Genomic DNA, 23,171 nt, shown 5'->3' with positions numbered 1-23,171 from the left:
GCCTTTTTTGTGTCTGACGCAGTGCTGTGTCAGTCGATGTATTCGAACAGTTTGACGATTTTTTGTACGCCGGAGACGCCCTGGACCAGATTGGTGGCTTGCGCGGCTTCCTGTTGGGTCAGCAGGCCCAGCAGGTAGACGATGCCATTCTCGGTGACGACCTTGATCCGCGATCCGGGAATGCTGGCGTCGGTGAGCATCTGAGTCTTGATCTTGGTGGTCAGCCAGCCATCGTTCTGCCGTGCCAGAAAGCCGGAGGGCGGCAGTACTTGCAGTTCGTTATGGACCTTCTTGACTCGCTGCACTTCGCTGGCGGCCTGTTCGGCTGTTGCCTTGAGGTCGGGGCGCGGTGTCTGGCCTGCGAGCAGGACAATGCCGTTGAAGCTGGTGACGACAATGTGCGAGTTGTTTTCCAGGTCCGGGTTGGCCTTGGCAACGTTGACGGCGACTTTGGTTTCGATCAGTGAGTCGTCGATCTTGCTGCCGAAGGTGCGAGTGCCGCGATCGTCATCAATGGGTTTGTCGCGGGTGGCGGTAATCACCGAGCTGCAACCAGTGATGCCGAGGCACAAGGTCAAGGCCAGGAGGCCAAGGCGATTAGGGGTCATTCTTCACTCCCGAACAATTGGCTGTCGATCAAGTCGCAAAGGCAGTGGATCGCCAGCAGGTGGACTTCTTGAATACGTGCGGTGACGTTGGCCGGTACACGAATTTCAACATCTTCAGGCAAAAGCAGGGAAGCCATGCCTCCACCATCGCGACCGGTCAATGCTACGACAATCATTTCTCGATCATGTGCGGCCTGGATTGCTTGAATAATGTTGGCGGAGTTGCCGCTGGTGGAAATCGCCAGCAGTACGTCGCCGGGTTGTCCCAGGGCGCGGATCTGCTTGGAAAAGACTTCGTTGTAGCTGTAGTCGTTGGCGATCGAAGTGATGGTCGAGCTATCGGTGGTCAGGGCGATGGCTGGCAGGCTGGGGCGTTCACGTTCGAAGCGGTTGAGCAGTTCGGAGGAAAAGTGCTGGGCGTCGCCCGCAGAACCGCCGTTGCCACAGGAGAGCATTTTGCCCTCATTGAGCAGGGCGTTGACCATGACTTGGCTGGCTTGCTCGATGTGCGGTGCAAGTACGTCCATCGCCTGCTGCTTGGTGTCGATACTGGCCTGAAAAAGCTGGCGAATTCGGGATTGCATGTCCATCTGTGTGACCTTAAGTAGCGCGGCTTGGTGGCACGTGAATGTGCAGCCCGCAAAGCAAAGAGCAAAAAAGTTGAGTGAAAATGGGTGCTGCCTGATGGCTTCTTTCAGCTGTCAAAGGCATTGCGCAGCCAGTTCAGGCGGGCTTCTGCACCTGGGGCGCCGTCAATGGCGACCACATCGAAACGGCAGGGATGGTTGGACCAGCGTGACTCTTTTTGCAGAAAAATCTGCGCAGCAAGAATGAGTTTCTGACGCTTGCGCCCATCGATACTGCCCAGGGCGCCACCCCATTGCGTGTGTTGTCTGTAGCGGACTTCGACGAATACTACTGTATCGCCGTCAAGCATGACCAGATCAAGCTCGCCGCGTTTGCACAGCCAGTTCTGCGCCAGTAGGCGCAGCCCTTGCTGTTGGAGATGCCTGAGCGCTTGGCTTTCGGCATCTCTTCCGCTTTGCTGGCGTGATCCTTGGAGCATCAGCGCGGCGTATCGGGCAGGCGGGTGACCTGGCCGTTGACGAACTTGGCCCACGGCAGCTGGCGTTCGATACGCTGACCTGCGGCCATGCCCAGGCTGCCGGACTCACCATCGATCCGGCTGTCAGGCAGGGCCTTGAGCTGGCCCAGGCGAGGTGCAAGACGATAGGCGTCGACGCCCATGGCGTACAGGCGACCTAGGCTGCCTCCGGCTTGTGGCCATTGTGCAGTGACCTGGCGCCGCAGAAGGCCGTTGGCGTCCAGCAGCCAGGGGGTTTCACAGAACATTACTCCGTTCATGTCGTTGTATTGGTTCTGATCGCCGCTGGCACTGAATACGTTGGAGGTGGCGTACACCGGAACGTCCCCGGCGTATTGGAAGTTCAGGGTCGGCTTGATCTGTTGTGCCTGCTGTGGCGTTGCAGCAAGGAAAATGAACTCGATGTCCTGGCGGCGTGCCGGTTGCGCGGCGACTTGAGTGCCTACGGTGCTTTGCAGGCTCTTGGCGCGACCTTCGCTTTGGCGCAGCTGGAACAGGTCGGCAATCTGCTGGGCCAGGGCGACTGGCTGATCGATGCGTTCGATGCCGATCATGCTGCCACCGTTGGCTTCCCAATCCTGGCGGAAGGCTTTGAGCACGCGATCGCCCCATTCACCCTTGGGGACCAGCGCGGCGGCACGGTGCAAGCCGTCGGCGCGGGCGCGACGAGAAACTTCACGGGCTTCGTCTTCGGCTGCCAGGCCAAACTGGAACAGTTGCGCGGGGCCCTGTTCGCCGCCCTCGCTGTAGTTCAGTGCCAGGGTGGTAATCGGTAGTTGCGGGCGCGCAGCCAGCTGTTTGACCAGGGGTTTTTCCAGCGGGCCGACTACCAACTGCACGCCGGCGGCTTGGGCCTTGCGATAGAAGTCATCCAGGGAGCTCAGGCGCGAGCTGTCGTAGAACTCGATGCTGGGTGGTTTCTGTCCGGCTTGCTGTGCTTGATAGTGGGCCGCCATGAAGCCTTCGCGCAGGGCTTTGGCTACAGAGGCCAGTGGGCCGTCCTGTGGCAGCAGCAGGGCGATTTTCGACACGGGTTGGCTGGCCAGCTCTTTGAGCTTGATCAGCGGTTGCGGCAATTGGAGGGCAGCAGGGTGTTTTGGATTCTGTGCGCGCCACTGATCAATGGCGGCCTGCTGCTGTTCCAGGGTGCCGGCGCTCTTGACTGCCAGGGCCAGGCTCATCCAGCCCGCCAGATCGTCATTGCCCGCTGGCTGCAGTTGGTCGGTTGGCAGGGCGGCGATCAGTGCCCAAATGGCTTCGTGGTTCTTTGCTGCGGCATCGTCTTTGAGCAAGGGGGCAATAAAGATCCGCTCCTTGGCGGCTGCCAATGTTTGGCCGTCGGCCTCAAGGGCGCGAGCATGAACGGTGCCGGTGCGAATCTGTTGTGGTGCGGGCAGCTCGCTCAGGTGCTGCAGGCTGGGATGGCTCAAGGCGGTTAAAGCCGCCTTTGGCTGATTGCGTACCATGGCCAGCTCGGCGGACAGCGTGCTGGCGAAGATTTGCTGGGCAGGTTTGAGCTGATCCAGCGGCACTTGCTGCAGAATCTGTCCGGCGCGTCCGGCGTTGCCTTGGCGATACGCCATGTCTGCCGCGCTCAGGCGTAGCAGGGCGGCTTTGTCGGGGCTTTTGCTGGTGGCGGCCTGTTCGAGCAATTGCTCGATGCTGGCATCCGGTGTCCGTGGAAGTTCGCCAAGGCTGGAGGAGGGCGAGCTGGCGCAAGCCACCAAAAGGGTAGCCAGGCAGAGGGCGAGAAACAGCCGCAGGCAAGCGATCATGTAAGTGTTCCTGATACTCGATCAAATGAGCGTGGAATTGTACCCAAGCGCTGGCCGGGGCGCGATGTTACTGGTGATAAACCGTCCATTTAGCGGGTGCAAATGTTGCTGGGAGGCACAAAAGCCGGCAAAGGATCAGAGTGTTGAGCGATTGTCAGGCCTATTGATAGGGCTTCAACGCGCTACAATGGCGCTTTTGCCGATCAAGAGGTGTGCGCTTTGACTGTTCCGGGTCCTTTGAATTCCGCTGCTGGCTCGCTTTATGTGGTGGCGACGCCCATCGGTAACCTGGACGACATCAGCGCCCGGGCTTTGAAGTTGTTGCGCGAGGTGTCGCTCATTGCTGCGGAGGATACCCGGCATTCTCAGCGCTTGATGCAGCACTTCGGCATTGCCACGCCTCTGGCGGCTTGTCATGAACATAATGAGCGTGACGAGGGCAGTCGTTTCATCACCCGTTTGCTCGCCGGGGATGATGTTGCGTTGATCTCCGATGCGGGCACGCCGTTGATTTCCGATCCGGGTTATCACTTGGTGCGTCAGGCGCGAGCAGCAGGTATCAATGTGGTTCCCGTACCAGGGGCCTGTGCTTTGATCGCTGCATTGTCGGCGGCAGGTCTGCCATCGGACCGGTTTATCTTCGAAGGTTTTCTACCGGCCAAGGCGGTTGGGCGGCGTGGGCGTCTGGAGGCGGTCAAGGAAGAGCCGCGTACGTTGATTTTCTATGAGGCTCCGCATCGGATTCTTGAGTGTCTGCAGGATATGGAGGCGGTATTCGGTGGTGATCGGCCTGCGTTGCTGGCTCGGGAGCTGACCAAGACTTTCGAGACTCTCAAGGGCTTGCCGCTTTCTGAGTTGCGCCAGTTCGTTGAATCCGACAGCAATCAGCAGCGTGGCGAGTGCGTAGTGCTGGTCGCGGGGTGGACGGCGCCGGAAGGTGATGAGGCGATCAGTGCTGAGTCGATGCGCGTGCTTGACCTGCTGCTCAAGGAAATGCCTCTCAAGCGGGCGGCGGCGCTGGCGGCCGAGATCACTGGTGAGCGCAAGAACGTGCTGTATCAGGTGGCCTTGAATAAGCAGAAAGAACAATAAATGGCATGCCAGGGTGGCCAATGGCTTTTAGCGCTTGTTCTTGGGCCGCTCTGCCGTTAACCTGCGCGGCGGAGAGTCGATTGGACAGTCGCTGCCCTCTATGAAAATTAGAGGGGGGAGGAAAGTCCGGGCTCCATAGGGCGGAGTGCCAGGTAATGCCTGGGGGGCGTGAGCCTACGGAAAGTGCCACAGAAAATAACCGCCTAAGCACTTCGGTGCCGGTAAGGGTGAAAAGGTGCGGTAAGAGCGCACCGCACGTCTGGTAACAGTTCGTGGCTAGGTAAACCCCACTCGGAGCAAGACCAAATAGGGTTCCAAGGCGTGGCCCGCGCTGGAACCGGGTAGGTTGCTAAAGATGTCCAGTGATGGCCATCGTAGAGGAATGACTGTCCTCGACAGAACCCGGCTTACAGATCGACTCTCCACCTTTTCCCTCCCTGCTTGAATCAATAGCAGAAGCGTTTTTGTAATACCGAAAAAATCTTACTCTTAATAAATCACTTTAACTTCGCATTGCAGCTTATTGAGCTGTCTGAAGTTAATGCTCTGGAATGCCCCTCGAATTCTCGTTGCCTCTCCTCTTAGTGTCCTAAATCTCCGTTCTATAAGGCTTTTCCGTCGCTGCGCGCCTTGACGGTGGTGTGGGCGCATTCCTATAGTGTGCGCAAGTGGCGGAAAGTGGCATGAAGTGGGTTTTATGAGCGCAAAACGCTAAAATTTGGAGAAACGCTGACGTGTTTCGCGGAGCTAACGCTATCAGTCTCGATGCAAAAGGCCGTCTCGCCATGCCGAGCCGGTATCGTGACGAGCTCGTTTCGCGAAGTTCTGGGCAGTTAATCGTCACGATCGATGCTGTTGATCCTTGTTTGTGTGTTTACCCTCTCGACGAGTGGGAGCTGATAGAAACCAAACTGCGCGCGCTGCCTTCGCTGCGCGAAGAGAACCGTCGTTTGCAGCGTTTGCTGATTGGTAATGCCGTCGATCTTGAACTCGATGGCAGTGGTCGTTTTCTGGTACCGCCGCGCCTGCGTGAATATGCCAAGTTGGATAAGCGCGCAATGTTGGTGGGCCAACTGAACAAGTTCCAACTGTGGGACGAGGATGCCTGGAATGCTGTTTCCGCAGCGGACCTGGCGGCTATTCAACAACCGGGCGCCATGCCTGATGAACTGCGTGATTTGATCCTGTGACTATTGATAGCGGCTTTAACCACATCACCGTGCTGCTTGACGAAGCCGTCGAGGCTCTCGCCGTGCGGCCTGATGGCTGCTATCTGGATGGCACCTTCGGCCGTGGTGGGCATAGCCGGCTGATTCTCAGCAAGCTCGGGGTGGAGGGCCGGCTCCTCGGATTCGACAAAGACCCCCAAGCGATTGCCACCGGGCAAGCGCTAGCGGCCGAAGACGGCCGCTTTGTCGTTGTGCAGCGCAGTTTTGCCGAGCTGGGCTCGGAAGTCGCCGAGCGCGGGCTGGCCGGCAAGGTCAGTGGCGTACTGCTCGACCTGGGCGTGTCGTCCCCTCAGCTGGACGATCCTGAGCGCGGCTTCAGCTTTCTCAATGATGGCCCCCTGGACATGCGTATGGATCCGACTCGTGGCATCAGTGCCGCTGAGTTCATTGCCACCGCGCCAGTGGAGGAAATCGCCCGCGTATTCAAGGAGTACGGCGAAGAACGCTTCTCCGGTCGTATGGCGCGGGCAGTGGTCGAACGTCGTGAGATCCAGCCTTTCGAGCGCACTGCCGATCTGGCTGAAGTGCTCAAGGTGGCCAACCCAGCCTGGGAAAAGGGCAAGAACCCGGCGACCCGGGCTTTCCAGGGGTTGCGCATTCATGTGAATAACGAGCTGGGTGATCTGGAGGCGGGCCTGGAAGCCGCGCTGGACGCCCTGGAAGTGGGTGGCCGTCTGGTGGTCATCAGTTTCCACTCCCTGGAAGATCGCATCGTCAAATTGTTCATGCGTCGCCTGGTGAAAGGCGAGTCTGACAATCTGCCGCGTAACCTGCCGGTGCGTTTCGAAGCCTTCGTGCCGAAAATCAAGATCCATGGCAAAGCGCAGTTCGCCTCCGAGGCCGAACTCAAGGCCAACCCGCGTGCTCGTAGTGCCGTCATGCGTGTTGCGGAGAAGCTTCGGTGAGCAAGCTCTTCGCCAAGCCGCTTCCAGGCGGAAGCTTTTTCATGCTGCTGCTATTCGTAGGGGTGCTGGTGTCCGCGATCGCGGTTTCCTACAGCGCCCACTGGAACCGTTTGCTGCTCAATACGCTGTACGGCGAGCTGAGTGTGCGCGACAAGGCCCAGGCTGAATGGGGTCGCTTGATCCTTGAACAAAGCACCTGGACCGCTCATAGCCGGATTGAAGTACTGGCCACCGAGCAGTTGAAAATGCACATCCCAGGTGCGGCCGAAGTTCGAATGGTGGCGCCATGAAGCTTGAAGGCGCGCTCTATCCCTGGCGTTTTCGCGTGGTGCTGGGCTTGCTGGCGGTCATGGTGTCGGCGATTGGCTGGCGCATCATCGATCTGCAAGTGGTCGATCGTGACTTCCTTAAAGGGCAGGGCGATGCCCGCAGTGTTCGACATATCCCTATTCCCGCGCACCGCGGCCTGATCACCGATCGCAATGGCGAGCCGCTGGCGGTGAGTACGCCAGTGACTACCCTGTGGGCCAACGCCAAGGAAATGCAGGTGGCCAAGGATCGTTGGCCGGCGTTGGCCATGGCCCTCGGTCAAGACCCCAAGGCGCTGGCCGAGCGTCTCGAAGCCCAGGCCAATAAAGAATTCATCTATCTGGTTCGGGGGCTCACTCCGGAGCAGGGGCAGGCAGTGCTCGACCTGAAGGTGCCAGGTGTCTATGGCATCGAGGAGTTCCGCCGTTTCTATCCCGCCGGCGAAGTGACTGCGCACATGGTGGGCTTCACCGACATTGACGATCGTGGACGTGAAGGCGTCGAACTGGCCTATGACGAATGGCTCGCCGGTGTGCCTGGCAAGCGTCAGGTGATCAAGGACCGGCGCGGCAGACTGATCAAGGATGTCCAGGTCACCAAGAACGCCAAGGCCGGCAAGCCCTTGGCGTTGTCGATTGACCTGCGCCTGCAGTATCTGGCCAACCGTGAGTTGCGCAATGCCATCGTCGAGAACGGTGCCAAGGCCGGCAGCCTGGTGATCATGGACGTGAAGACGGGCGAGATCCTCGCCATGGTCAACCAGCCGACCTATAACCCGAACAACCGTCGCAACCTGCAGCCGGCAATGATGCGCAATCGCGCGATGATCGACGTGTTCGAGCCCGGCTCGACCATGAAGGCGATCTCCATGAGCGCGGCCCTGGAAACCGGTCGCTGGAAGCCCAGCGATACCGTCGAGGTTTATCCGGGCACCCTGCAGTTGGGCAAGTACACCATTCGTGACGTATCCAAGACCGAAGGACCTGTACTCGACCTGACCGGGATTCTGATCAATTCCAGTAACGTGGGCATGAGCAAGATCGCCTTCGACATTGGCGGTGAGACAATTTTCCGCCTGGCACAGAAAATCGGTCTGGGTCAGGACACTGGGCTGGGCTTCCCGGGTGAGCGCGTCGGCAACCTGCCCAATTACCGGGAGTGGCGCAAGGCCGAGACCGCGACTTTGTCCTACGGCTACGGTATTTCCGTGACGGCGATCCAGCTGGTCCATGCGTTCTCCGCATTGGCCAACAATGGGCGTATTGCTCCCTTGACTCTGATCAAATCCGACAAGGCGCCGCAAACCACCCAGGTGATTCCGGAAAACGTCGCCAAAACCATGCAGGGCATGCTGCAGCAGGTGATCGAGGCGCCGCGCGGCGTGTTCCGTGCCCAGGTCCCGGCTTACCACGTGGCTGGCAAGAGTGGTACTGCGCGCAAGACGTCGGTGGGCACCAAGGGCTACGCCGAGAACTCCTACCGTTCGCTGTTTGCCGGCTTTGGCCCGATGAGCGATCCGCGCTACGCCATCGTGGTGGTGATCGACGAACCGAGCAAGGCCGGCTACTTCGGTGGCCTGGTATCGGCACCGGTGTTCAGCAAAGTGATGTCCGGCACCCTGCGTTTGATGAACATCACTCCGGATAACCTGCCGACCACACAACAGGCCAACGCGGCTCCTGTCACCCCAGTACGAGCCAATGGAGGGCGTGGCTAATGTCTCTTAGCCTGAACAAGATTTTTGCCCACGCCGGTCGCGACCTGCTGATCCGTGAGCTGACCCTGGACAGCCGCAGCGTGCGCGCTGGCGATCTGTTCCTGGCCGTACCCGGCGCCAAGTTCGATGGCCGAGCGCACATTGCCGATGCGTTGCAGCGCGGCGCTGCTGCTGTGGCCTATGAGGTGGAAGGGGCAACCGTTTTGCCGCTGACCGATGTACCGCTGATTCCAGTCAAAGGCCTGGCAGCCCAATTGTCTGACATTGCCGGACGTTTCTACGGTGATCCGAGCCGCCAGTTGAACCTGGTGGGCGTGACCGGTACCAACGGCAAGACCAGTGTCACCCAGTTGGTGGCTCAGGCGCTGGACCTGCTGGGTCAGCGTTGCGGTCTGGTGGGCACCTTGGGCACAGGCTTCTATGGCGCGCTGGAAAGTGGTTTGCACACCACGCCCAATCCTATCGCCGTGCAGGCAACGCTGGCTGATCTGAAAAATGCCGGTGCCAAGGCCGTGGCGATGGAAGTCTCGTCCCATGGTCTGGACCAGGGGCGGGTGGCGGCCCTGGCATTCGATGTGGCGGTGCTGACCAATCTGTCCCGTGACCATCTGGACTATCACGGAACCATGGAAGCCTATGGCGCAGCCAAGGCCAAGCTGTTCAATTGGACCGACCTGCGTTGCCGGGTGATCAATCTCGACGACGCGTTCGGCCGGCAACTGGCAGCGGACAAGCATGACTCGCGACTGATCACCTACAGCCTGGAAGATTCCTCGGCCTACCTGTATTGCCGCGAAGCCTTGTTCGACGACGACGGCGTGCGTGCCACCCTGGTAACCCCGCAGGGCGAACATCACTTGCGCAGCGCGCTGCTCGGGCGTTTCAACCTGAGCAACGTCCTGGCTGCAGTGGGCGCTTTGCTGGGCCTGGAGTATGCCCTGGATGAAATCCTCGCCGTACTGCCCAAGCTGGAAGGCCCCGCCGGACGCATGCAGCGCCTGGGCGGAGGCAACCAACCGCTGGTGGTGGTGGATTACGCCCATACCCCGGATGCCCTGGAAAAAGTACTCATGGCCCTGCGTCCGCACGCCAAGGGGCGCTTGCTGTGCCTGTTCGGCTGTGGGGGCGACCGCGACCGCGGCAAGCGTCCGTTGATGGCCGAAGTGGTCGAGCGCCTGGCCGACGGCGTCCTGGTGACCGATGACAATCCGCGCAGCGAAGACCCGGCGCAGATCTTCGATGACATCCGTGTCGGCTTCAGTGCGGTGGACAAGGTCGACTTTGTCCCCGGTCGCGGTCTGGCCATCGCCCGTCTGATCGCCGCCGCTGCTGCGGATGATGTGGTGGTGCTGGCGGGCAAGGGGCATGAGGATTATCAGGAGATCAAGGGGCAACGCCATGATTTCTCCGATCTTGCCGAAGCCGACAAGGCCCTGACTGCATGGGAGGTGGCACATGCTTAAAGCCCTGCTGCTCAGTGAGGTCATGGCTCCGCTGGACGCCCGCCTGATCGCGGGCGATGCGCGTTTTAGTGGCGTTAGCATTGATAGCCGGGCCATTCAGACCGGACAGTTGTTCGTGGCCCTGACCGGTCCGCGTTTCGACGGCCACGATTACTTGAATGAAGTGGCGGCCAAGGGTGCGGTAGCTGCGTTGGTTGAGCGTGAAGTTCCCGACAGCACCCTGCCGCAGTTGCTGGTCAAGGACACGCGCCTGGCCCTGGGACAACTGGGCGCTCTGAATCGCGGTGCCTTTACCCGGCCGGTGGCAGCGGTGACCGGTTCCAGCGGCAAGACAACGGTCAAGGAAATGCTCGCCAGCATCCTGCGCACTCGCGGTCCGGTGTTGGCGACCCGAGGCAATCTCAATAATGACCTGGGGGCCCCTCTGACCCTACTGGAGCTGGCTCCTGAGCACAGCGCCGCGGTGATCGAGCTTGGCGCGTCGCGTATTGGCGAGATCGCCTACACCGTGGCCATGACCCGTCCCCATGTGGCAATTATCAACAATGCCGGTACAGCACACGTTGGTGAGTTCGGTGGGCCGGAGAAGATTGTCGAGGCCAAGGGCGAGATTCTCGAGGGGCTTGATAGTGCCGGGATTGCTGTCCTCAATCTGGATGACAAGGCATTCCCGATCTGGAAGGCTCGCGCTGCCGGGCGACCAGTGCTGAGCTTTGCCCTGAACAATAGCGCTGCGGATTTTTATGCCTCTGATATAGGGCGCGATGCTCGAGGCTGCCCGTCCTTCAAGTTGCACAGCCCCAAGGGCTTGGAGACGGTGCAATTGAACCTGTTGGGCACCCACAACGTGGCCAACGCCCTGGCCGCCGCTGCGGCCGCCCATGCCATGGGTGTGTCGCTGTTCGGAATCGCCACCGGCTTGAATGCCGTGCAACCGGTCAAGGGCCGCACCGTCGCCCAGCTGGCCAAGAATGGCATGCGGGTGATCGATGACACTTACAACGCAAACCCCACCTCAATGTGTGCCGCCGTTGATATACTCGCCGGCTTTTCCGGCCGCACCGTCCTGGTGCTCGGAGACATCGGCGAGTTGGGCGAGTGGGCGGAGCAGGGGCACCGCGAAGTAGGTGCATATGCCGCTGGCAAGGTATCGGCCCTCTACGCCGTAGGCCCGATGATGGCGCATGCCGTCGCTGCCTTTGGCGAGCATGCACGTCACTTCGCCAGCCAGGCTGATCTGATTGCCGCCCTGAACGTCGAGCAAGACCCCAATACCACCATTTTGATCAAGGGATCGCGCAGCGCGGTGATGGAAAACATCGTCGCGGCTTTGTGCGGCTCCAGTACGGAGAAACATTGATGCTGCTGCTGCTAGCGGAGTACCTGCAACAGTTCTACAAAGGCTTCGCGGTCTTTCAGTACCTGACCCTGCGCGGGATCCTCGGGGTACTGACTGCGCTGTCTTTGGCGCTGTGCCTGGGGCCGTGGATGATCCGTACGCTGCAGAACCGCCAGATTGGCCAAGCCGTGCGTAACGACGGCCCGCAGTCCCACCTGTCCAAGTCGGGTACACCGACCATGGGTGGCGCGCTGATCCTTTCCGCGATCGGTATCAGCACCCTGCTCTGGGCCGACCTGCGCAACCACTATGTGTGGATAGTGCTGGTGGTCACCCTGGCGTTTGGCGCCATCGGTTGGGTCGATGACTACCGCAAGGTGATCGAGAAGAACTCCCGTGGCCTGCCGAGTCGCTGGAAGTATTTCTGGCAATCGGTGTTCGGTCTCGGTGCGGCGATCTTCCTTTATATGACTGCCCAAAGCCCGGTGGAAACCACCCTGCTGATCCCGATGCTCAAGGACGTGAGCATTCCTCTGGGTGTCGGCTTCGTGGTCCTGACCTACTTCGTCATCGTCGGTTCGAGTAACGCGGTCAACCTGACCGACGGCCTCGATGGCCTGGCGATCATGCCGACCGTGATGGTCGGTGGCGCGCTGGGGATCTTCTGTTACCTGTCCGGTAACGTGAAGTTCGCTGAATACCTGCTGATTCCCTATGTGCCGGGTGCGGGGGAGCTGATTGTCTTCTGCGGTGCGTTGATCGGTGCCGGCCTGGGCTTCCTCTGGTTCAACACCTATCCCGCACAAGTCTTCATGGGCGACGTCGGCGCACTGGCGCTGGGCGCGGCCCTGGGCACCATTGCGGTGATCGTCCGTCAGGAAATCGTCCTGTTCATCATGGGCGGCGTGTTCGTCATGGAAACCCTGTCGGTGGTGATCCAGGTCGCTTCCTTCAAATTGACCGGTCGCCGGGTATTTCGCATGGCGCCAATCCACCACCACTTTGAACTCAAGGGCTGGCCCGAGCCACGGGTGATCGTCCGTTTCTGGATCATCACCGTGATTCTCGTGTTGATCGGCCTTGCCACCCTGAAGCTGAGGTAGAACGAGTGTCTCTGATCGCTTCTGACCACTTCCGCATCGTTGTCGGCCTCGGCAAGAGCGGCATGTCCCTGGTTCGCTTCCTGGCGCACCGGGGCGTTGCTTTTGCGGTGGCCGATACGCGGGAAAATCCACCGGAGCTGGCCACGTTGCGTCGTGACTATCCCCAGGTGGAAGTGCGTTGTGGCGAGCTGGATGTCGATTTCCTGTGCCGCGCCGACGAGCTCTACGTGAGCCCCGGTCTGGCCCTGGCGACTCCGGCCCTGCAGGCCGCTGCTGCCCGTGGCGTGAAATTGTCCGGCGACATCGAGTTGTTCGCGCGTAACGCGAAGGCGCCGATCGTTGCCATCAGCGGTTCCAACGCGAAGAGCACCGTGACCACTCTGGTGGGCGAGATGGCCGCCGCCGCGGGCAAACGTGTCGCTGTGGGCGGCAACTTGGGCACCCCGGCCCTGGACCTGCTGAGCGACGACGTTGAGCTGTACGTGATGGAGCTCTCCAGCTTCCAGCTGGAAACCACCGATCAGCTGGGCGCCGAAGTGGCCACTGTGCTGAACATCAGCGAAGACCATATGGACCGCTACAGCGGCCTGCCGGCCTATCACCTGGCCAAGCACCGGATCTTCCGTGGCGCGCGGCAAGTGGTGGTCAATCGTCAGGACGCCCTGACCCGGCCGCTGCTGAGTGAGAATCTGCCGTGCTGGAGCTTCGGCCTGGGCAAGCCGGACTTCAAGGGCTTCGGCCTGCGGGAAGAGAATGGCGAGAAGTACCTGGCCTTCGAATTCCAGAATCTGCTGCCGGTGCGCGAACTGAAGATCCGCGGCGCCCACAACCAGTCCAACGCTCTCGCGGCCCTGGCCCTGGGGCATGCCGTGGGCTTGCCGTTCGACGCCATGCTTTCGGCCCTGCGCACTTTCGCCGGCCTTGAACACCGTTGCCAGTGGGTGCGGGATGTGGATGGCGTGGGTTATTACAACGACTCCAAGGCCACCAACGTCGGCGCTGCATTGGCCGCCATCGAAGGCCTGGGTGCCGACATCGACGGCAAGATCGTGCTGATCGCCGGCGGCGACGGCAAGGGCGCCGAGTTCAAGGACCTGCGTGATCCGGTGGCGGCCAACTGCCGCGCGGTTATCCTGATGGGCCGCGACTCCGACAAGATCGGTGCCGCGATCGGGGATGCCGTGCCGCTGATTCGTGCCGGCTCGCTGGTCGAGGCGGTAGCGCAATGCCGCGCTGTCGCACAGCCTGGCGACGTGGTGCTGTTGTCGCCCGCCTGCGCCAGTTTCGACATGTTCAAGAATTACGAAGACCGTGGTCACCAGTTCGTCCGTGTCGTGGAGGAGCTGGCATGAACCTGAGAAACATCATCAAGCCTTATCCGTCCCCGCTGATCACCGGGCGCGGCATCGACCTTGATTTCCCGATGCTCGCCGGCTGTCTGACCCTGCTGGGCCTGGGGCTGGTGATGATTGCCTCGGCCTCCACCGAAGTGGCGGCGGCGCAGTCGGGCAGTGCCCTGTACTACATGATTCGCCACCTGATCTACATCGTGCTGGGGCTGGGTGCCTGCATCGTCACCATGATGATTCCGATCGCCACCTGGCAGCGCCTGGGCTGGATGATGCTGATCGGGGCCTTCGGTCTGCTGGTGATGGTGATCATTCCGGGGATCGGCCGCGAAGTGAACGGTTCGATGCGCTGGATCGGCTTCAGCTTCTTCAACGTCCAGCCTTCGGAGATCGCCAAGGTATTTGTGGTGATCTACCTCGCCGGCTACCTGGTGCGACGGCAGAAGGAAGTGCGGGAAAGCTGGATGGGTTTCTTCAAGCCGTTCATCGTACTGCTGCCGATGGCCGGACTGTTGCTGATGGAGCCGGACTTCGGCGCCACTGTGGTCATGATGGGCGCCGCTGCGGCCATGCTGTTCCTCGGCGGTGTCGGGCTGTTCCGCTTTTCCCTGATGGTGGTCCTGGCGGTGGCGGCGGTGGTCCTGCTGATTCAGATGCAGCCCTATCGGATGGCGCGTCTGACCAACTTTGCCGATCCCTGGGCCGACCAGTTCGGCGCCGGTTATCAGTTGTCCCAGGCGCTGATCGCCTTTGGTCGCGGTGAGTGGCTGGGCGTCGGCCTGGGCAACAGCGTGCAGAAACAGTTCTACCTGCCGGAAGCCCACACCGACTTCGTGTTCTCGGTCCTGGCCGAAGAGCTGGGTGCCGTGGGTTCCCTGTGCACGGTGGCGTTGTTCGTGTTCGTCTGTATCCGCGGCATGTACATCGGTCTGTGGGCCGAGAAAGCCAAGCAGTTTTTTGCCGCTTATGTGGCTTATGGCCTGTCGTTCCTGTGGATCGGCCAGTTCCTGATCAATATCGGCGTGAACGTCGGCCTGTTGCCGACCAAGGGCCTGACCCTGCCGTTCCTCAGCTATGGCGGCAGTTCGTTGGTGATCTGCTGCGCCTGTCTTGGCCTGCTGCTGCGCATCGAGTGGGAGAGCAGGACTCATCTGGGCAGCGAAGAGATGGAGTTCAGTGAAAGTGACTTTGCCGAGGAGCCGCTCCATGGGCGCTAACGTGCTGATCATGGCTGGCGGCACCGGTGGCCACGTGTTCCCGGCGCTGGCCTGTGCCCGCGAGTTCCAGGCCCGTGGCTACAGCGTGCACTGGCTGGGTACCCCCCGGGGGATCGAGAACGAGCTGGTTCCGGCTGCGGGCCTGCCGTTGCACCTGATCAACGTCACCGGTTTGCGTGGCAAGGGCAAGCTGTCCCTGCTCAAGGCGCCGTTCGTCCTGATCAAGGCGGTGCTTCAGGCCCGAAGGATTATTCGTCAGCTCAATCCGGTCTGTGTGCTGGGTTTTGGTGGTTATGTGACCGGTCCTGGCGGTGTTGCCGCCAAGTTGTCCGGAGTACCGGTCATCGTTCACGAACAGAACGCGGTTGCCGGTACCGCCAATCGGCTGCTGGTGCCTTTGGCTGCGCGAGTCTGCGAAGCTTTCCCGGACACCTTCGGGGCGTCCGGCAGCCGCCGCACCACGGGCAATCCGGTACGCACCGAACTGTTCCTCGAAACACCGCGCGAGGCGCTGGCCGGACGCAAGGCGCGTTTGCTGATTCTGGGCGGAAGCCTGGGGGCAGAGCCGTTGAACAAGTTACTGCCGGAAGCCCTGGCACAGCTCGCCCCCGAGCTGCGTCCGGAGGTCTTCCATCAGGCCGGAAAAAACCACGATGAAGTCACTGCAGAGCGCTATCGCGCCGCCGGCGTCGAAGCGCAGGTGCAGCCCTTTATCAAAGACATGGCCCAAGCCTATGGCTGGGCCGACCTGGTGGTCTGTCGCGCAGGCGCGCTGACCGTCAGCGAACTGGCCGCCGCCGGTCTGCCCTCGATGCTGGTGCCGCTGCCCCATGCGATCGACGATCACCAGACCCGCAACGCCGAATATTTGGCTCGTGAAGGCGCCGCTTTCCTGATGCCGCAAAGAACGACTGGTGCAGCGGACCTTGCCGCTCGCCTGACAGAGGTTTTGATGCAACCAGAACGACTCGACAAGATGGCCCAGGCCGCACGCCGCCTGGCCAAACCCGATGCCACCCTGGATGTGGTGAATATCTGCCTGGAGGTGGCTCATGGTTGAGAACCAGAAAGCCATGCCGCAGCCGGAAATGCGCCGCATCCGCCGTATCCACTTCGTCGGTATCGGCGGCGTGGGCATGTGCGGGATCGCCGAAGTGCTGCTCAACCTGGGTTACCAGGTCTCGGGTTCCGATCTCAAGGCGTCGCCGGTCACCGAGCGCCTGGAATCCTTTGGCGCGCAGATTTTCATCGGACACCGTGCCGAGAACGCCGCGAACGCCGATGTACTGGTGGTTTCCAGCGCCGTGAACACCTCCAACCCGGAAGTCGCCACTGCACTGGAACGACGTATTCCGGTGGTGCCACGGGCGGAGATGCTCGCCGAGCTCATGCGCTACCGTCACGGCGTTGCCGTGGCTGGTACGCACGGCAAGACCACCACCACCAGCCTGCTGGCTTCGGTGTTCGCCGCCGGCGGCCTGGACCCGACGTTCGTCATCGGTGGCCGGCTCAACGCCGCGGGCACCAATGCACAGCTGGGCACCAGCCGTTACCTGATTGCCGAAGCCGACGAAAGCGATGCCAGCTTCCTGCATCTGCAGCCGCTGGTGGCGGTGGTCACCAATATCGACGCCGACCATATGGCGACCTACGACGGTGACTTCAACAAACTGAAGAAAACCTTCGTCGACTTCCTGCACAACCTGCCGTTCTACGGGCTGGCGGTGATGTGCCTGGACGATCCGGTGGTGCGCGATATCCTGCCGCAGGTCAAGCGTCCGACCGTGACCTACGGCTTCAGCGAAGAAGCTGACGTGCGCGCGATCAATGTTCGCCAGCAAGGCATGCAGACCTTTTTCACCGTGCTGCGCCGCGATCGCGAGCCGCTGGATGTCTCGGTGAACATGCCGGGCAACCACAACGTGCTCAATTCCCTGGCGACCATCTGCATCGCCACCGATGAGGGCATCAGCGACGAAGCCATTGTCCAGGGCCTGTCGGGCTTCCAGGGCGTGGGTCGGCGCTTCCAGGTCTACGGCGAGCTGCCGGTGGACGGCGGCAACGTCATGTTGGTGGACGACTACGGTCACCACCCGACCGAGGTCGCCGCGGTGATCAAGGCCGTGCGTGGCGGTTGGCCGGAGCGCCGCCTGGTGATGGTCTACCAGCCGCACCGCTTCAGCCGTACCCGCGATCTGTATGACGATTTCGTGCAGGTGCTGGCCGATGCCAACGTCTTGCTGTTGATGGAGGTCTACCCGGCCGGTGAAGAGCCGATTCCCGGGGCGGACAGTCGCCAGCTGTGCCATAGCATCCGTCAGCGTGGCCAGTTGGATCCGATCTACATCGAGCGTGGCGTCGATCTGGCGCCGTTGGTCAAGCCGCTGCTGCGTGCCGGCGACATTCTGCTGTGTCAGGGCGCCGGTGATATCGGCGGTCTGGCGCCCAAACTGCTCAACAGCCCGTTGTTCGACGGCGCTGTGGCCGCGGGCAAGGGAGTGTCGAAATGACGGCTGCCTACGCCAAGCTGTTCTCCACCGTGGCCCCGGGCGACTTCGGCCGGGTTGCCGTGCTCTATGGCGGCAAGAGCGCCGAGCGCGAAGTTTCGCTGAAGTCCGGCAAGGCCGTGCTTGAAGCCCTGCAGAGCGGCGGCGTGAATGCTTTCGGCATCGACGTCGGCGACGATCTGCTGCAGCGTCTCTTGAGCGAGAAGATCGATCGCGCCTTCATCATTCTTCACGGCCGTGGCGGTGAAGACGGCAGCATGCAAGGTCTGCTGGAGTGCCTGGGCATTCCTTATACCGGCAGTGGCATCCTGGCGTCGGCCCTGGCCATGGACAAGCTGCGCACCAAGCAGGTGTGGCACAGCCTGGGCATTCCGACGCCGCGTCACGCGGTCCTGAGCTCGGAAGCCGACTGTATTTCCGCGGTGGCGGAACTGGGCCTGCCTTTGATCGTCAAACCGGCTCATGAAGGCTCCAGTATCGGTATGGCCAAGGTGACTTCCGCGCCCGAGTTGATCGACGCATGGAAGGCGGCCAGTACCTGCGATTCGCAAGTGTTGGTCGAGCAATGGATCCAGGGTCCCGAGTTCACCATCGCGACCCTGCGTGGTCAGGTGCTGCCACCGATCGCCCTGGGCACTCCTCACACGTTTTACGACTACGACGCCAAGTACCTGGCTTCCGATACCCAGTACCGGATTCCATGCGGCCTCGATAGCACCAAGGAACAGGAACTGATGGACCTCACGGCGAAAGCCTGTGAGGCGCTCGGTATTGCCGGTTGGGCACGTGCCGATGTGATGCAGGACGCCCAGGGGCAGTTCTGGTTCCTGGAAGTGAACACCGCTCCCGGGATGACCGATCACAGTCTGGTGCCGATGGCCGCCCGTGCGGCCGGTCTGGATTTCCAGCAGTTGGTCCTGGCCATCCTGGCAGCCAGTCTTGAGGCGAGAGGTTAAGTCCATGCAAGGCGCGTCGCTTCGTCATCAGCAACCCGCACCCGGCCGCAAGCCGGTGCCGCGGGGTGCCAGCCGCATGGTGGCCAAAGAGCCGATGTCGGTGCGCCTGCCGAAAGCCAACTTCGGCTTTCTGAAAAGCCTGTTCTGGCCGGTACTGCTGGTGGCGCTGGGGTTTGGCACCTATGAAGGTGCCCAGCGCTTGCTGCCATACGCCGACCGGCCGATCACCAAGATCGCGGTGCAGGGGGACTTGAGCTACATCAGCCAGCAGGCGGTGCAACAGCGGATCGCGCCCTATGTCGCGGCGAGCTTCTTCACCATCGACCTGGCGAGCATGCGCACCGAGCTGGAACAGATGCCCTGGATCGCCCACGCCGAAGTTCGTCGGGTGTGGCCGGACCAGGTTGTGATTCGCCTGGAAGAACAACTGCCGGTGGCCCGTTGGGGCGACGAGGCGCTGTTGAACAACCAGGGCCAGGCCTTCACCCCGCGTGAACTGGCGAACTACGAACACTTGCCGCAGTTGTTTGGGCCGCAGCGGGCCCAGCAGCAAGTGATGCAGCAGTATCAGGTGTTGAGCCAGATGCTGCGGCCGCTGGGCTTTTCGATCGCCCGTCTGGAGCTGCGCGAGCGCGGCAGTTGGTTCCTGACCACCGGTGCCGGCAGTGCCGGTCCCGGTATCGAGTTGCTCCTGGGCCGCGATCATCTGGTGGAGAAGATGCGCCGCTTCATTGCCATTTATGAAAAAACGCTGAAAGAACAGATCACGAACATCGCGCGCATCGATCTGCGCTATGCCAACGGCCTGGCCGTGGGCTGGCGCGATCCGGCGGCACCCACGACGGCGCAACCTGCCGTCGCGAAGAATTAAGAAGAGGCAGGACCATGGCAAATGTGCAAAGCGGCAAAATGATCGTCGGCCTGGATATCGGCACCTCCAAGGTGGTGGCGCTGGTGGGCGAAGTCGCGGCCGATGGCTCGCTGGAAATCGTCGGCATCGGCACCCATCCTTCCCGCGGCCTGAAGAAGGGCGTGGTGGTGAATATCGAGTCCACCGTGCAGTCGATCCAGCGCGCGGTGGAAGAGGCGCAACTGATGGCGGGCTGCCGCATCCACTCGGCGTTCGTCGGCGTGGCGGGCAATCACATTCGCAGCCTGAACTCCCACGGCATCGTGGCGATCCGCGACCGTGAAGTCAGCGCGGCGGACCTGGAGCGGGTACTGGATGCGGCACAGGCCGTGGCGATCCCGGCTGACCAGCGGGTCCTGCACACCCTGCCGCAGGATTACGTGATCGATAACCAGGAAGGCGTGCGCGAGCCTTTGGGCATGTCCGGCGTGCGCCTGGAAGCCAAGGTGCACGTGGTGACCTGCGCGGTGAATGCCGCGCAGAACATCGAGAAGTGCGTGCGTCGCTGCGGCCTGGAAATCGACGACATCATCCTCGAACAACTGGCTTCGGCCTATTCGGTACTCACCGACGACGAGAAAGAGCTGGGTGTATGCCTGGTGGACATCGGCGGCGGCACCACCGACATGGCGATCTTCACCGAAGGCGCGATCCGTCACACCGCGGTGATCCCGATTGCCGGCGATCAGGTGACCAACGACATCGCCATGGCCTTGCGCACGCCGACCCAGTACGCCGAAGAGATCAAGATCCGTTATGCCTGCGCCCTGGCCAAGCTGGCCGGCGCCGGCGAGACCATCAAGGTGCCGAGCGTCGGCGATCGTCCGCCGCGCGAGCTGTCGCGCCAGGCCCTGGCCGAAGTGGTCGAGCCGCGTTACGACGAATTGTTCACCCTGATCCAGGCCGAGCTGCGTCGCAGCGGCTACGAAGACCTGATCCCGGCGGGCATCGTGCTCACCGGCGGCACTTCGAAGATGGAAGGTGCGGTGGAACTGGCCGAGGAAATTTTCCACATGCCGGTTCGCCTGGGCGTGCCCCACAGTGTCAAGGGCCTGTCCGACGTGGTGCGCAACCCGATTTATTCCACCGGTGTCGGCCTGCTGCTGTACGGACTGCAGAAACAGTCCGACGGCATCTCGTTCTCCGGCATCGGCAGCCGCGACAGCTACAGCAGCGACGAGCCCAAGGCCGCGTTGCTGGACCGCATCAAGAGCTGGGTCCAGGGCAACTTCTAAAGATTTACCGCAACACCGTTTCAAAGCAGTAGGCAGTAGGCGAAAAACTAGAGAAATGAAAGGAGAGGGAAAATGTTCGAACTCGTAGACAACATCCCGCAGAGTCCGGTAATCAAGGTTATCGGTGTTGGCGGTGGCGGCGGCAACGCGGTCAATCACATGGTCAAGAGCAACATCGAAGGCGTCGAGTTCATCTGCGCCAACACTGATGCTCAAGCGCTGAAAAACATCGGCGCGCGGACCATCCTGCAACTGGGTACCGGCGTGACCAAGGGCCTGGGTGCTGGCGCCAATCCGGAAGTCGGCCGTCAAGCCGCTCTGGAAGACCGCGAGCGTATCGCCGAAGTACTGGCGGGCACCAACATGGTGTTCATCACCACCGGCATGGGCGGCGGTACCGGTACCGGTGCAGCGCCAATCATTGCTGAAGTGGCCAAGGAAATGGGCATCCTCACCGTCGCGGTGGTGACCCGTCCGTTCCCGTTCGAAGGCCGCAAGCGCATGCAGATCGCCGATGAGGGCATCCGCGCGCTGAGCGAAAGCGTCGACTCGTTGATCACCATTCCCAACGAGAAGTTGCTGACCATCCTCGGCAAGGACGCCAGCCTGCTGTCGGCTTTCGCCAAGGCTGACGACGTGTTGGCCGGTGCCGTTCGCGGTATCTCCGACATCATCAAGCGTCCGGGCATGATCAACGTCGACTTCGCCGACGTACGCACCGTGATGAGCGAAATGGGCATGGCGATGATGGGCACTGGCTGCGCCAGCGGTCCTAACCGTGCACGTGAAGCCACTGAAGCGGCGATCCGCAACCCGCTGCTGGAAGACGTGAACCTGGAAGGTGCACGCGGCATCCTGGTGAACATCACCGCAGGTCCTGACCTGTCCCTGGGTGAGTACTCCGACGTGGGTAGCATCATCGAAGCCTTCGCTTCCGAACACGCCATGGTCAAGGTCGGTACTGTTATCGATCCGGACATGCGTGATGAGCTGCATGTAACCGTAGTGGCCACCGGCCTGGGCGCGAAAATCGAGAAGCCTGTGAAGGTCATCGACAACACCGTTCAGACTTCCATGTCCGCGCAGTCGCAACCGGCTCCTGCTCGTCAGGAACTGCCGTCGGTGAACTACCGTGACCTGGATCGTCCGACCGTCATGCGCAATCAGGCGCAGTCGAACGCGGCGACCGCGGCGAAGCTGAATCCGCAAGATGATCTGGATTACCTGGACATCCCGGCATTCCTGCGTCGTCAGGCCGATTGATGGAATGTATCAGGGGTATTAGGGTGATTGGTGTTCAGCAAAGGCATGGTCTGCTATTATCGCCAGCCTTTGTTGATACCAGTTCGCAATTTGCGCTGAAGCGGCCCAAGCCATGATTAAACAACGCACCCTGAAGAATATTATCCGTGCCACAGGTGTAGGCCTGCATTCCGGGGAGAAGGTATACCTGACCCTCAAGCCTGCGCCTGTCGACACCGGCATTGTGTTTTGTCGTGCCGACCTGGACCCTGTGGTGCAGATTCCTGCTCGCGCGGAAAATGTTGGCGAAACCACGATGTCGACCACTCTGGTCAACGGTGACGTCAAAGTGGACACGGTGGAGCACTTGCTCTCGGCCATGGCTGGCCTGGGCATCGATAACGCCTACGTCGAGCTCTCCGCGTCCGAAGTCCCGATCATGGATGGCAGTGCCGGACCCTTCGTATTCCTGATTCAATCTGCTGGCCTCGAAGAACAGGACGCAGCTAAAAAGTTCATCCGCATCCTTCGTGAAGTGACCGTGGAAGACGGCGACAAGCGCGCCACTTTCGTGCCTTTCGATGGTTTTAAAGTGAGCTTCGAGATCGATTTCGATCACCCGGTTTTCCGTGACCGCACCCAGAGTGCAAGCGTGGACTTCTCCAGCACTTCGTTTGTAAAAGAAGTCAGCCGCGCCCGTACCTTTGGTTTCATGAGTGATATCGAGTACCTGCGCAAGCACAACCTCGCACTCGGCGGCAGCGTGGAAAACGCCATTGTGGTCGATTCGGATGGCGTACTGAATGAAGACGGCCTTCGTTACGAAGACGAATTCGTCAAGCACAAGATCCTGGATGCAATTGGTGACCTCTATCTGCTGGGCAATAGCCTGATAGGCGAGTTCAAAGGCTTCAAGTCGGGCCACGCACTGAACAACCAGCTACTGCGCAAGTTGATTGAGCAGAAAGATGCCTGGGAAGTCGTGACCTTCGAAGACGCCAGTACTGCACCGATCTCTTACATGCGTCCGGTCGCGGCCGTGTAAGTACTCTCTCTTTCCTTTTGTTTTTGAAGGCCATCCCCCCGGATGGCCTTTTTTTATGCCCAAGG

21 protein-coding genes and 1 other RNA gene are annotated in these 23,171 nt (G+C 61.0%); 18 read left to right on the top strand and 4 right to left on the bottom strand.

The window, feature by feature from the left end; genetic code table 11:
- Positions 1-29: 29 nt before the first annotated feature.
- The 4 genes from PST29_RS24795 to PST29_RS24780 all read right to left on the bottom strand — a co-directional run bounded on the left by PST29_RS24795 (position 30) and on the right by PST29_RS24780 (position 3,488).
- A complete protein-coding gene (locus tag PST29_RS24795) occupies positions 30-608 on the bottom strand; it encodes a BON domain-containing protein (protein WP_060840972.1) in 579 nt (192 codons plus the stop codon).
- A complete protein-coding gene (locus PST29_RS24790) occupies positions 605-1,198 on the bottom strand; it encodes a phosphoheptose isomerase (RefSeq protein ID WP_007928463.1) in 594 nt (197 codons plus the stop codon). Before PST29_RS24790 ends, PST29_RS24795 begins: the two co-directional genes overlap by 4 nt.
- Positions 1,199-1,302: 104 nt before the next feature.
- Positions 1,303-1,674, bottom strand: a complete 372-nt coding sequence (locus PST29_RS24785; RefSeq protein ID WP_060844575.1) for a YraN family protein — start codon at positions 1,672-1,674, stop codon at positions 1,303-1,305.
- A complete protein-coding gene (locus PST29_RS24780) occupies positions 1,674-3,488 on the bottom strand; it encodes a penicillin-binding protein activator (protein ID WP_060840970.1) in 1,815 nt (604 codons plus the stop codon). Before PST29_RS24780 ends, PST29_RS24785 begins: the two co-directional genes overlap by 1 nt.
- A gap of 237 nt (positions 3,489-3,725) precedes the next feature.
- Here PST29_RS24780 and rsmI point away from each other — a divergent pair, with 237 nt between their 5' ends.
- The 18 genes from rsmI to lpxC all read left to right on the top strand — a co-directional run bounded on the left by rsmI (position 3,726) and on the right by lpxC (position 23,106).
- Positions 3,726-4,580, top strand: coding sequence for a 16S rRNA (cytidine(1402)-2'-O)-methyltransferase (gene rsmI, locus PST29_RS24775; protein WP_173655960.1), 855 nt, complete (start codon positions 3,726-3,728; stop codon positions 4,578-4,580).
- 72 nt (positions 4,581-4,652) lie between these two features.
- Positions 4,653-5,006: RNase P RNA component class A (rnpB, locus tag PST29_RS24770), an RNA gene on the top strand.
- A 308-nt stretch (positions 5,007-5,314) separates the two neighbouring features.
- A complete protein-coding gene (gene mraZ, locus PST29_RS24765) occupies positions 5,315-5,770 on the top strand; it encodes a division/cell wall cluster transcriptional repressor MraZ (RefSeq protein ID WP_011063319.1) in 456 nt (151 codons plus the stop codon).
- Positions 5,767-6,714 carry a 16S rRNA (cytosine(1402)-N(4))-methyltransferase RsmH gene (gene rsmH, locus PST29_RS24760; protein ID WP_060844574.1) on the top strand — a complete coding sequence of 316 codons (948 nt, stop codon included), beginning with the start codon at positions 5,767-5,769 and terminating at the stop codon, positions 6,712-6,714. The genes mraZ and rsmH overlap by 4 nt, the downstream gene beginning before the upstream one ends.
- Positions 6,711-7,004, top strand: a complete 294-nt coding sequence (gene ftsL / locus PST29_RS24755) for a cell division protein FtsL (RefSeq protein ID WP_016966657.1) — start codon at positions 6,711-6,713, stop codon at positions 7,002-7,004. The genes rsmH and ftsL overlap by 4 nt, the downstream gene beginning before the upstream one ends.
- Positions 7,001-8,740, top strand: coding sequence for a peptidoglycan D,D-transpeptidase FtsI family protein (locus PST29_RS24750; RefSeq protein ID WP_016966658.1), 1,740 nt, complete (start codon positions 7,001-7,003; stop codon positions 8,738-8,740). The genes ftsL and PST29_RS24750 overlap by 4 nt, the downstream gene beginning before the upstream one ends.
- Positions 8,740-10,203 (top strand): UDP-N-acetylmuramoyl-L-alanyl-D-glutamate--2,6-diaminopimelate ligase, encoded by a 1,464-nt coding sequence (locus PST29_RS24745; RefSeq protein ID WP_060844573.1) that lies wholly within the window; start codon positions 8,740-8,742, stop codon positions 10,201-10,203. The genes PST29_RS24750 and PST29_RS24745 overlap by 1 nt, the downstream gene beginning before the upstream one ends.
- Positions 10,196-11,563, top strand: coding sequence for a UDP-N-acetylmuramoyl-tripeptide--D-alanyl-D-alanine ligase (locus tag PST29_RS24740; RefSeq protein ID WP_060844572.1), 1,368 nt, complete (start codon positions 10,196-10,198; stop codon positions 11,561-11,563). The genes PST29_RS24745 and PST29_RS24740 overlap by 8 nt, the downstream gene beginning before the upstream one ends.
- A complete protein-coding gene (gene mraY / locus PST29_RS24735; RefSeq protein ID WP_060844571.1) occupies positions 11,563-12,645 on the top strand; it encodes a phospho-N-acetylmuramoyl-pentapeptide-transferase in 1,083 nt (360 codons plus the stop codon). The genes PST29_RS24740 and mraY overlap by 1 nt, the downstream gene beginning before the upstream one ends.
- 5 nt (positions 12,646-12,650) lie before the next feature.
- Positions 12,651-13,997 (top strand): UDP-N-acetylmuramoyl-L-alanine--D-glutamate ligase, encoded by a 1,347-nt coding sequence (gene murD / locus PST29_RS24730; RefSeq protein WP_060840965.1) that lies wholly within the window; start codon positions 12,651-12,653, stop codon positions 13,995-13,997.
- The gene (ftsW, locus tag PST29_RS24725) at positions 13,994-15,211 is read left to right on the top strand and encodes a putative lipid II flippase FtsW (protein WP_016966663.1); all 1,218 of its coding nucleotides are present in this window, start codon (positions 13,994-13,996) and stop codon (positions 15,209-15,211) included. The genes murD and ftsW overlap by 4 nt, the downstream gene beginning before the upstream one ends.
- Positions 15,201-16,271 carry an undecaprenyldiphospho-muramoylpentapeptide beta-N-acetylglucosaminyltransferase gene (gene murG / locus PST29_RS24720; RefSeq protein WP_060840964.1) on the top strand — a complete coding sequence of 357 codons (1,071 nt, stop codon included), beginning with the start codon at positions 15,201-15,203 and terminating at the stop codon, positions 16,269-16,271. Before ftsW ends, murG begins: the two co-directional genes overlap by 11 nt.
- Positions 16,264-17,721 (top strand): UDP-N-acetylmuramate--L-alanine ligase, encoded by a 1,458-nt coding sequence (murC, locus tag PST29_RS24715; RefSeq protein ID WP_060840963.1) that lies wholly within the window; start codon positions 16,264-16,266, stop codon positions 17,719-17,721. Before murG ends, murC begins: the two co-directional genes overlap by 8 nt.
- The gene (locus PST29_RS24710; RefSeq protein WP_060844570.1) at positions 17,718-18,674 is read left to right on the top strand and encodes a D-alanine--D-alanine ligase; all 957 of its coding nucleotides are present in this window, start codon (positions 17,718-17,720) and stop codon (positions 18,672-18,674) included. Before murC ends, PST29_RS24710 begins: the two co-directional genes overlap by 4 nt.
- A gap of 4 nt (positions 18,675-18,678) precedes the next feature.
- Positions 18,679-19,545, top strand: a complete 867-nt coding sequence (locus tag PST29_RS24705; RefSeq protein ID WP_016966667.1) for a cell division protein FtsQ/DivIB — start codon at positions 18,679-18,681, stop codon at positions 19,543-19,545.
- A gap of 14 nt (positions 19,546-19,559) precedes the next feature.
- On the top strand, positions 19,560-20,819 hold the full coding sequence (gene ftsA, locus PST29_RS24700) for a cell division protein FtsA (RefSeq protein ID WP_060840961.1): 1,260 nt from the start codon (positions 19,560-19,562) through the stop codon (positions 20,817-20,819).
- A gap of 72 nt (positions 20,820-20,891) precedes the next feature.
- On the top strand, positions 20,892-22,082 hold the full coding sequence (ftsZ, locus tag PST29_RS24695; protein WP_060840960.1) for a cell division protein FtsZ: 1,191 nt from the start codon (positions 20,892-20,894) through the stop codon (positions 22,080-22,082).
- Positions 22,083-22,194: 112 nt separating this feature from the next.
- Positions 22,195-23,106: a UDP-3-O-acyl-N-acetylglucosamine deacetylase gene (gene lpxC / locus PST29_RS24690; protein WP_011063304.1), complete on the top strand. Its 912-nt coding sequence runs from the start codon at positions 22,195-22,197 to the stop codon at positions 23,104-23,106.
- The last annotated feature ends 65 nt before the right edge of the window (positions 23,107-23,171 follow it).

This window comes from Pseudomonas sp. St29 (genome assembly GCF_001547915.1).
Lineage (GTDB): Bacteria > Pseudomonadota > Gammaproteobacteria > Pseudomonadales > Pseudomonadaceae > Aquipseudomonas.
This window is presented reverse-complemented; position numbering and strand designations above follow the sequence as displayed.

Bases quoted from the DNA above. Each gene is read 5' to 3' on its own strand.
- PST29_RS24795 (WP_060840972.1), bottom strand. From the start codon at position 608: ATGACCCCTAATCGCCTTGGCCTCCTGGCCTTGACCTTGTGCCTCGGC.
- PST29_RS24790 (WP_007928463.1), bottom strand. From the start codon at position 1,198: ATGGACATGCAATCCCGAATTCGCCAGCTTTTTCAGGCCAGTATCGAC.
- PST29_RS24785 (WP_060844575.1), bottom strand. From the start codon at position 1,674: ATGCTCCAAGGATCACGCCAGCAAAGCGGAAGAGATGCCGAAAGCCAA.
- PST29_RS24780 (WP_060840970.1), bottom strand. From the start codon at position 3,488: ATGATCGCTTGCCTGCGGCTGTTTCTCGCCCTCTGCCTGGCTACCCTT.
- PST29_RS24750 (WP_016966658.1), top strand. From the start codon at position 7,001: ATGAAGCTTGAAGGCGCGCTCTATCCCTGGCGTTTTCGCGTGGTGCTG.
- PST29_RS24745 (WP_060844573.1), top strand. From the start codon at position 8,740: ATGTCTCTTAGCCTGAACAAGATTTTTGCCCACGCCGGTCGCGACCTG.
- PST29_RS24740 (WP_060844572.1), top strand. From the start codon at position 10,196: ATGCTTAAAGCCCTGCTGCTCAGTGAGGTCATGGCTCCGCTGGACGCC.
- mraY (WP_060844571.1), top strand. From the start codon at position 11,563: ATGCTGCTGCTGCTAGCGGAGTACCTGCAACAGTTCTACAAAGGCTTC.
- ftsW (WP_016966663.1), top strand. From the start codon at position 13,994: ATGAACCTGAGAAACATCATCAAGCCTTATCCGTCCCCGCTGATCACC.
- murG (WP_060840964.1), top strand. From the start codon at position 15,201: ATGGGCGCTAACGTGCTGATCATGGCTGGCGGCACCGGTGGCCACGTG.
- murC (WP_060840963.1), top strand. From the start codon at position 16,264: ATGGTTGAGAACCAGAAAGCCATGCCGCAGCCGGAAATGCGCCGCATC.
- PST29_RS24710 (WP_060844570.1), top strand. From the start codon at position 17,718: ATGACGGCTGCCTACGCCAAGCTGTTCTCCACCGTGGCCCCGGGCGAC.
- PST29_RS24705 (WP_016966667.1), top strand. From the start codon at position 18,679: ATGCAAGGCGCGTCGCTTCGTCATCAGCAACCCGCACCCGGCCGCAAG.
- ftsA (WP_060840961.1), top strand. From the start codon at position 19,560: ATGGCAAATGTGCAAAGCGGCAAAATGATCGTCGGCCTGGATATCGGC.
- ftsZ (WP_060840960.1), top strand. From the start codon at position 20,892: ATGTTCGAACTCGTAGACAACATCCCGCAGAGTCCGGTAATCAAGGTT.
- lpxC (WP_011063304.1), top strand. From the start codon at position 22,195: ATGATTAAACAACGCACCCTGAAGAATATTATCCGTGCCACAGGTGTA.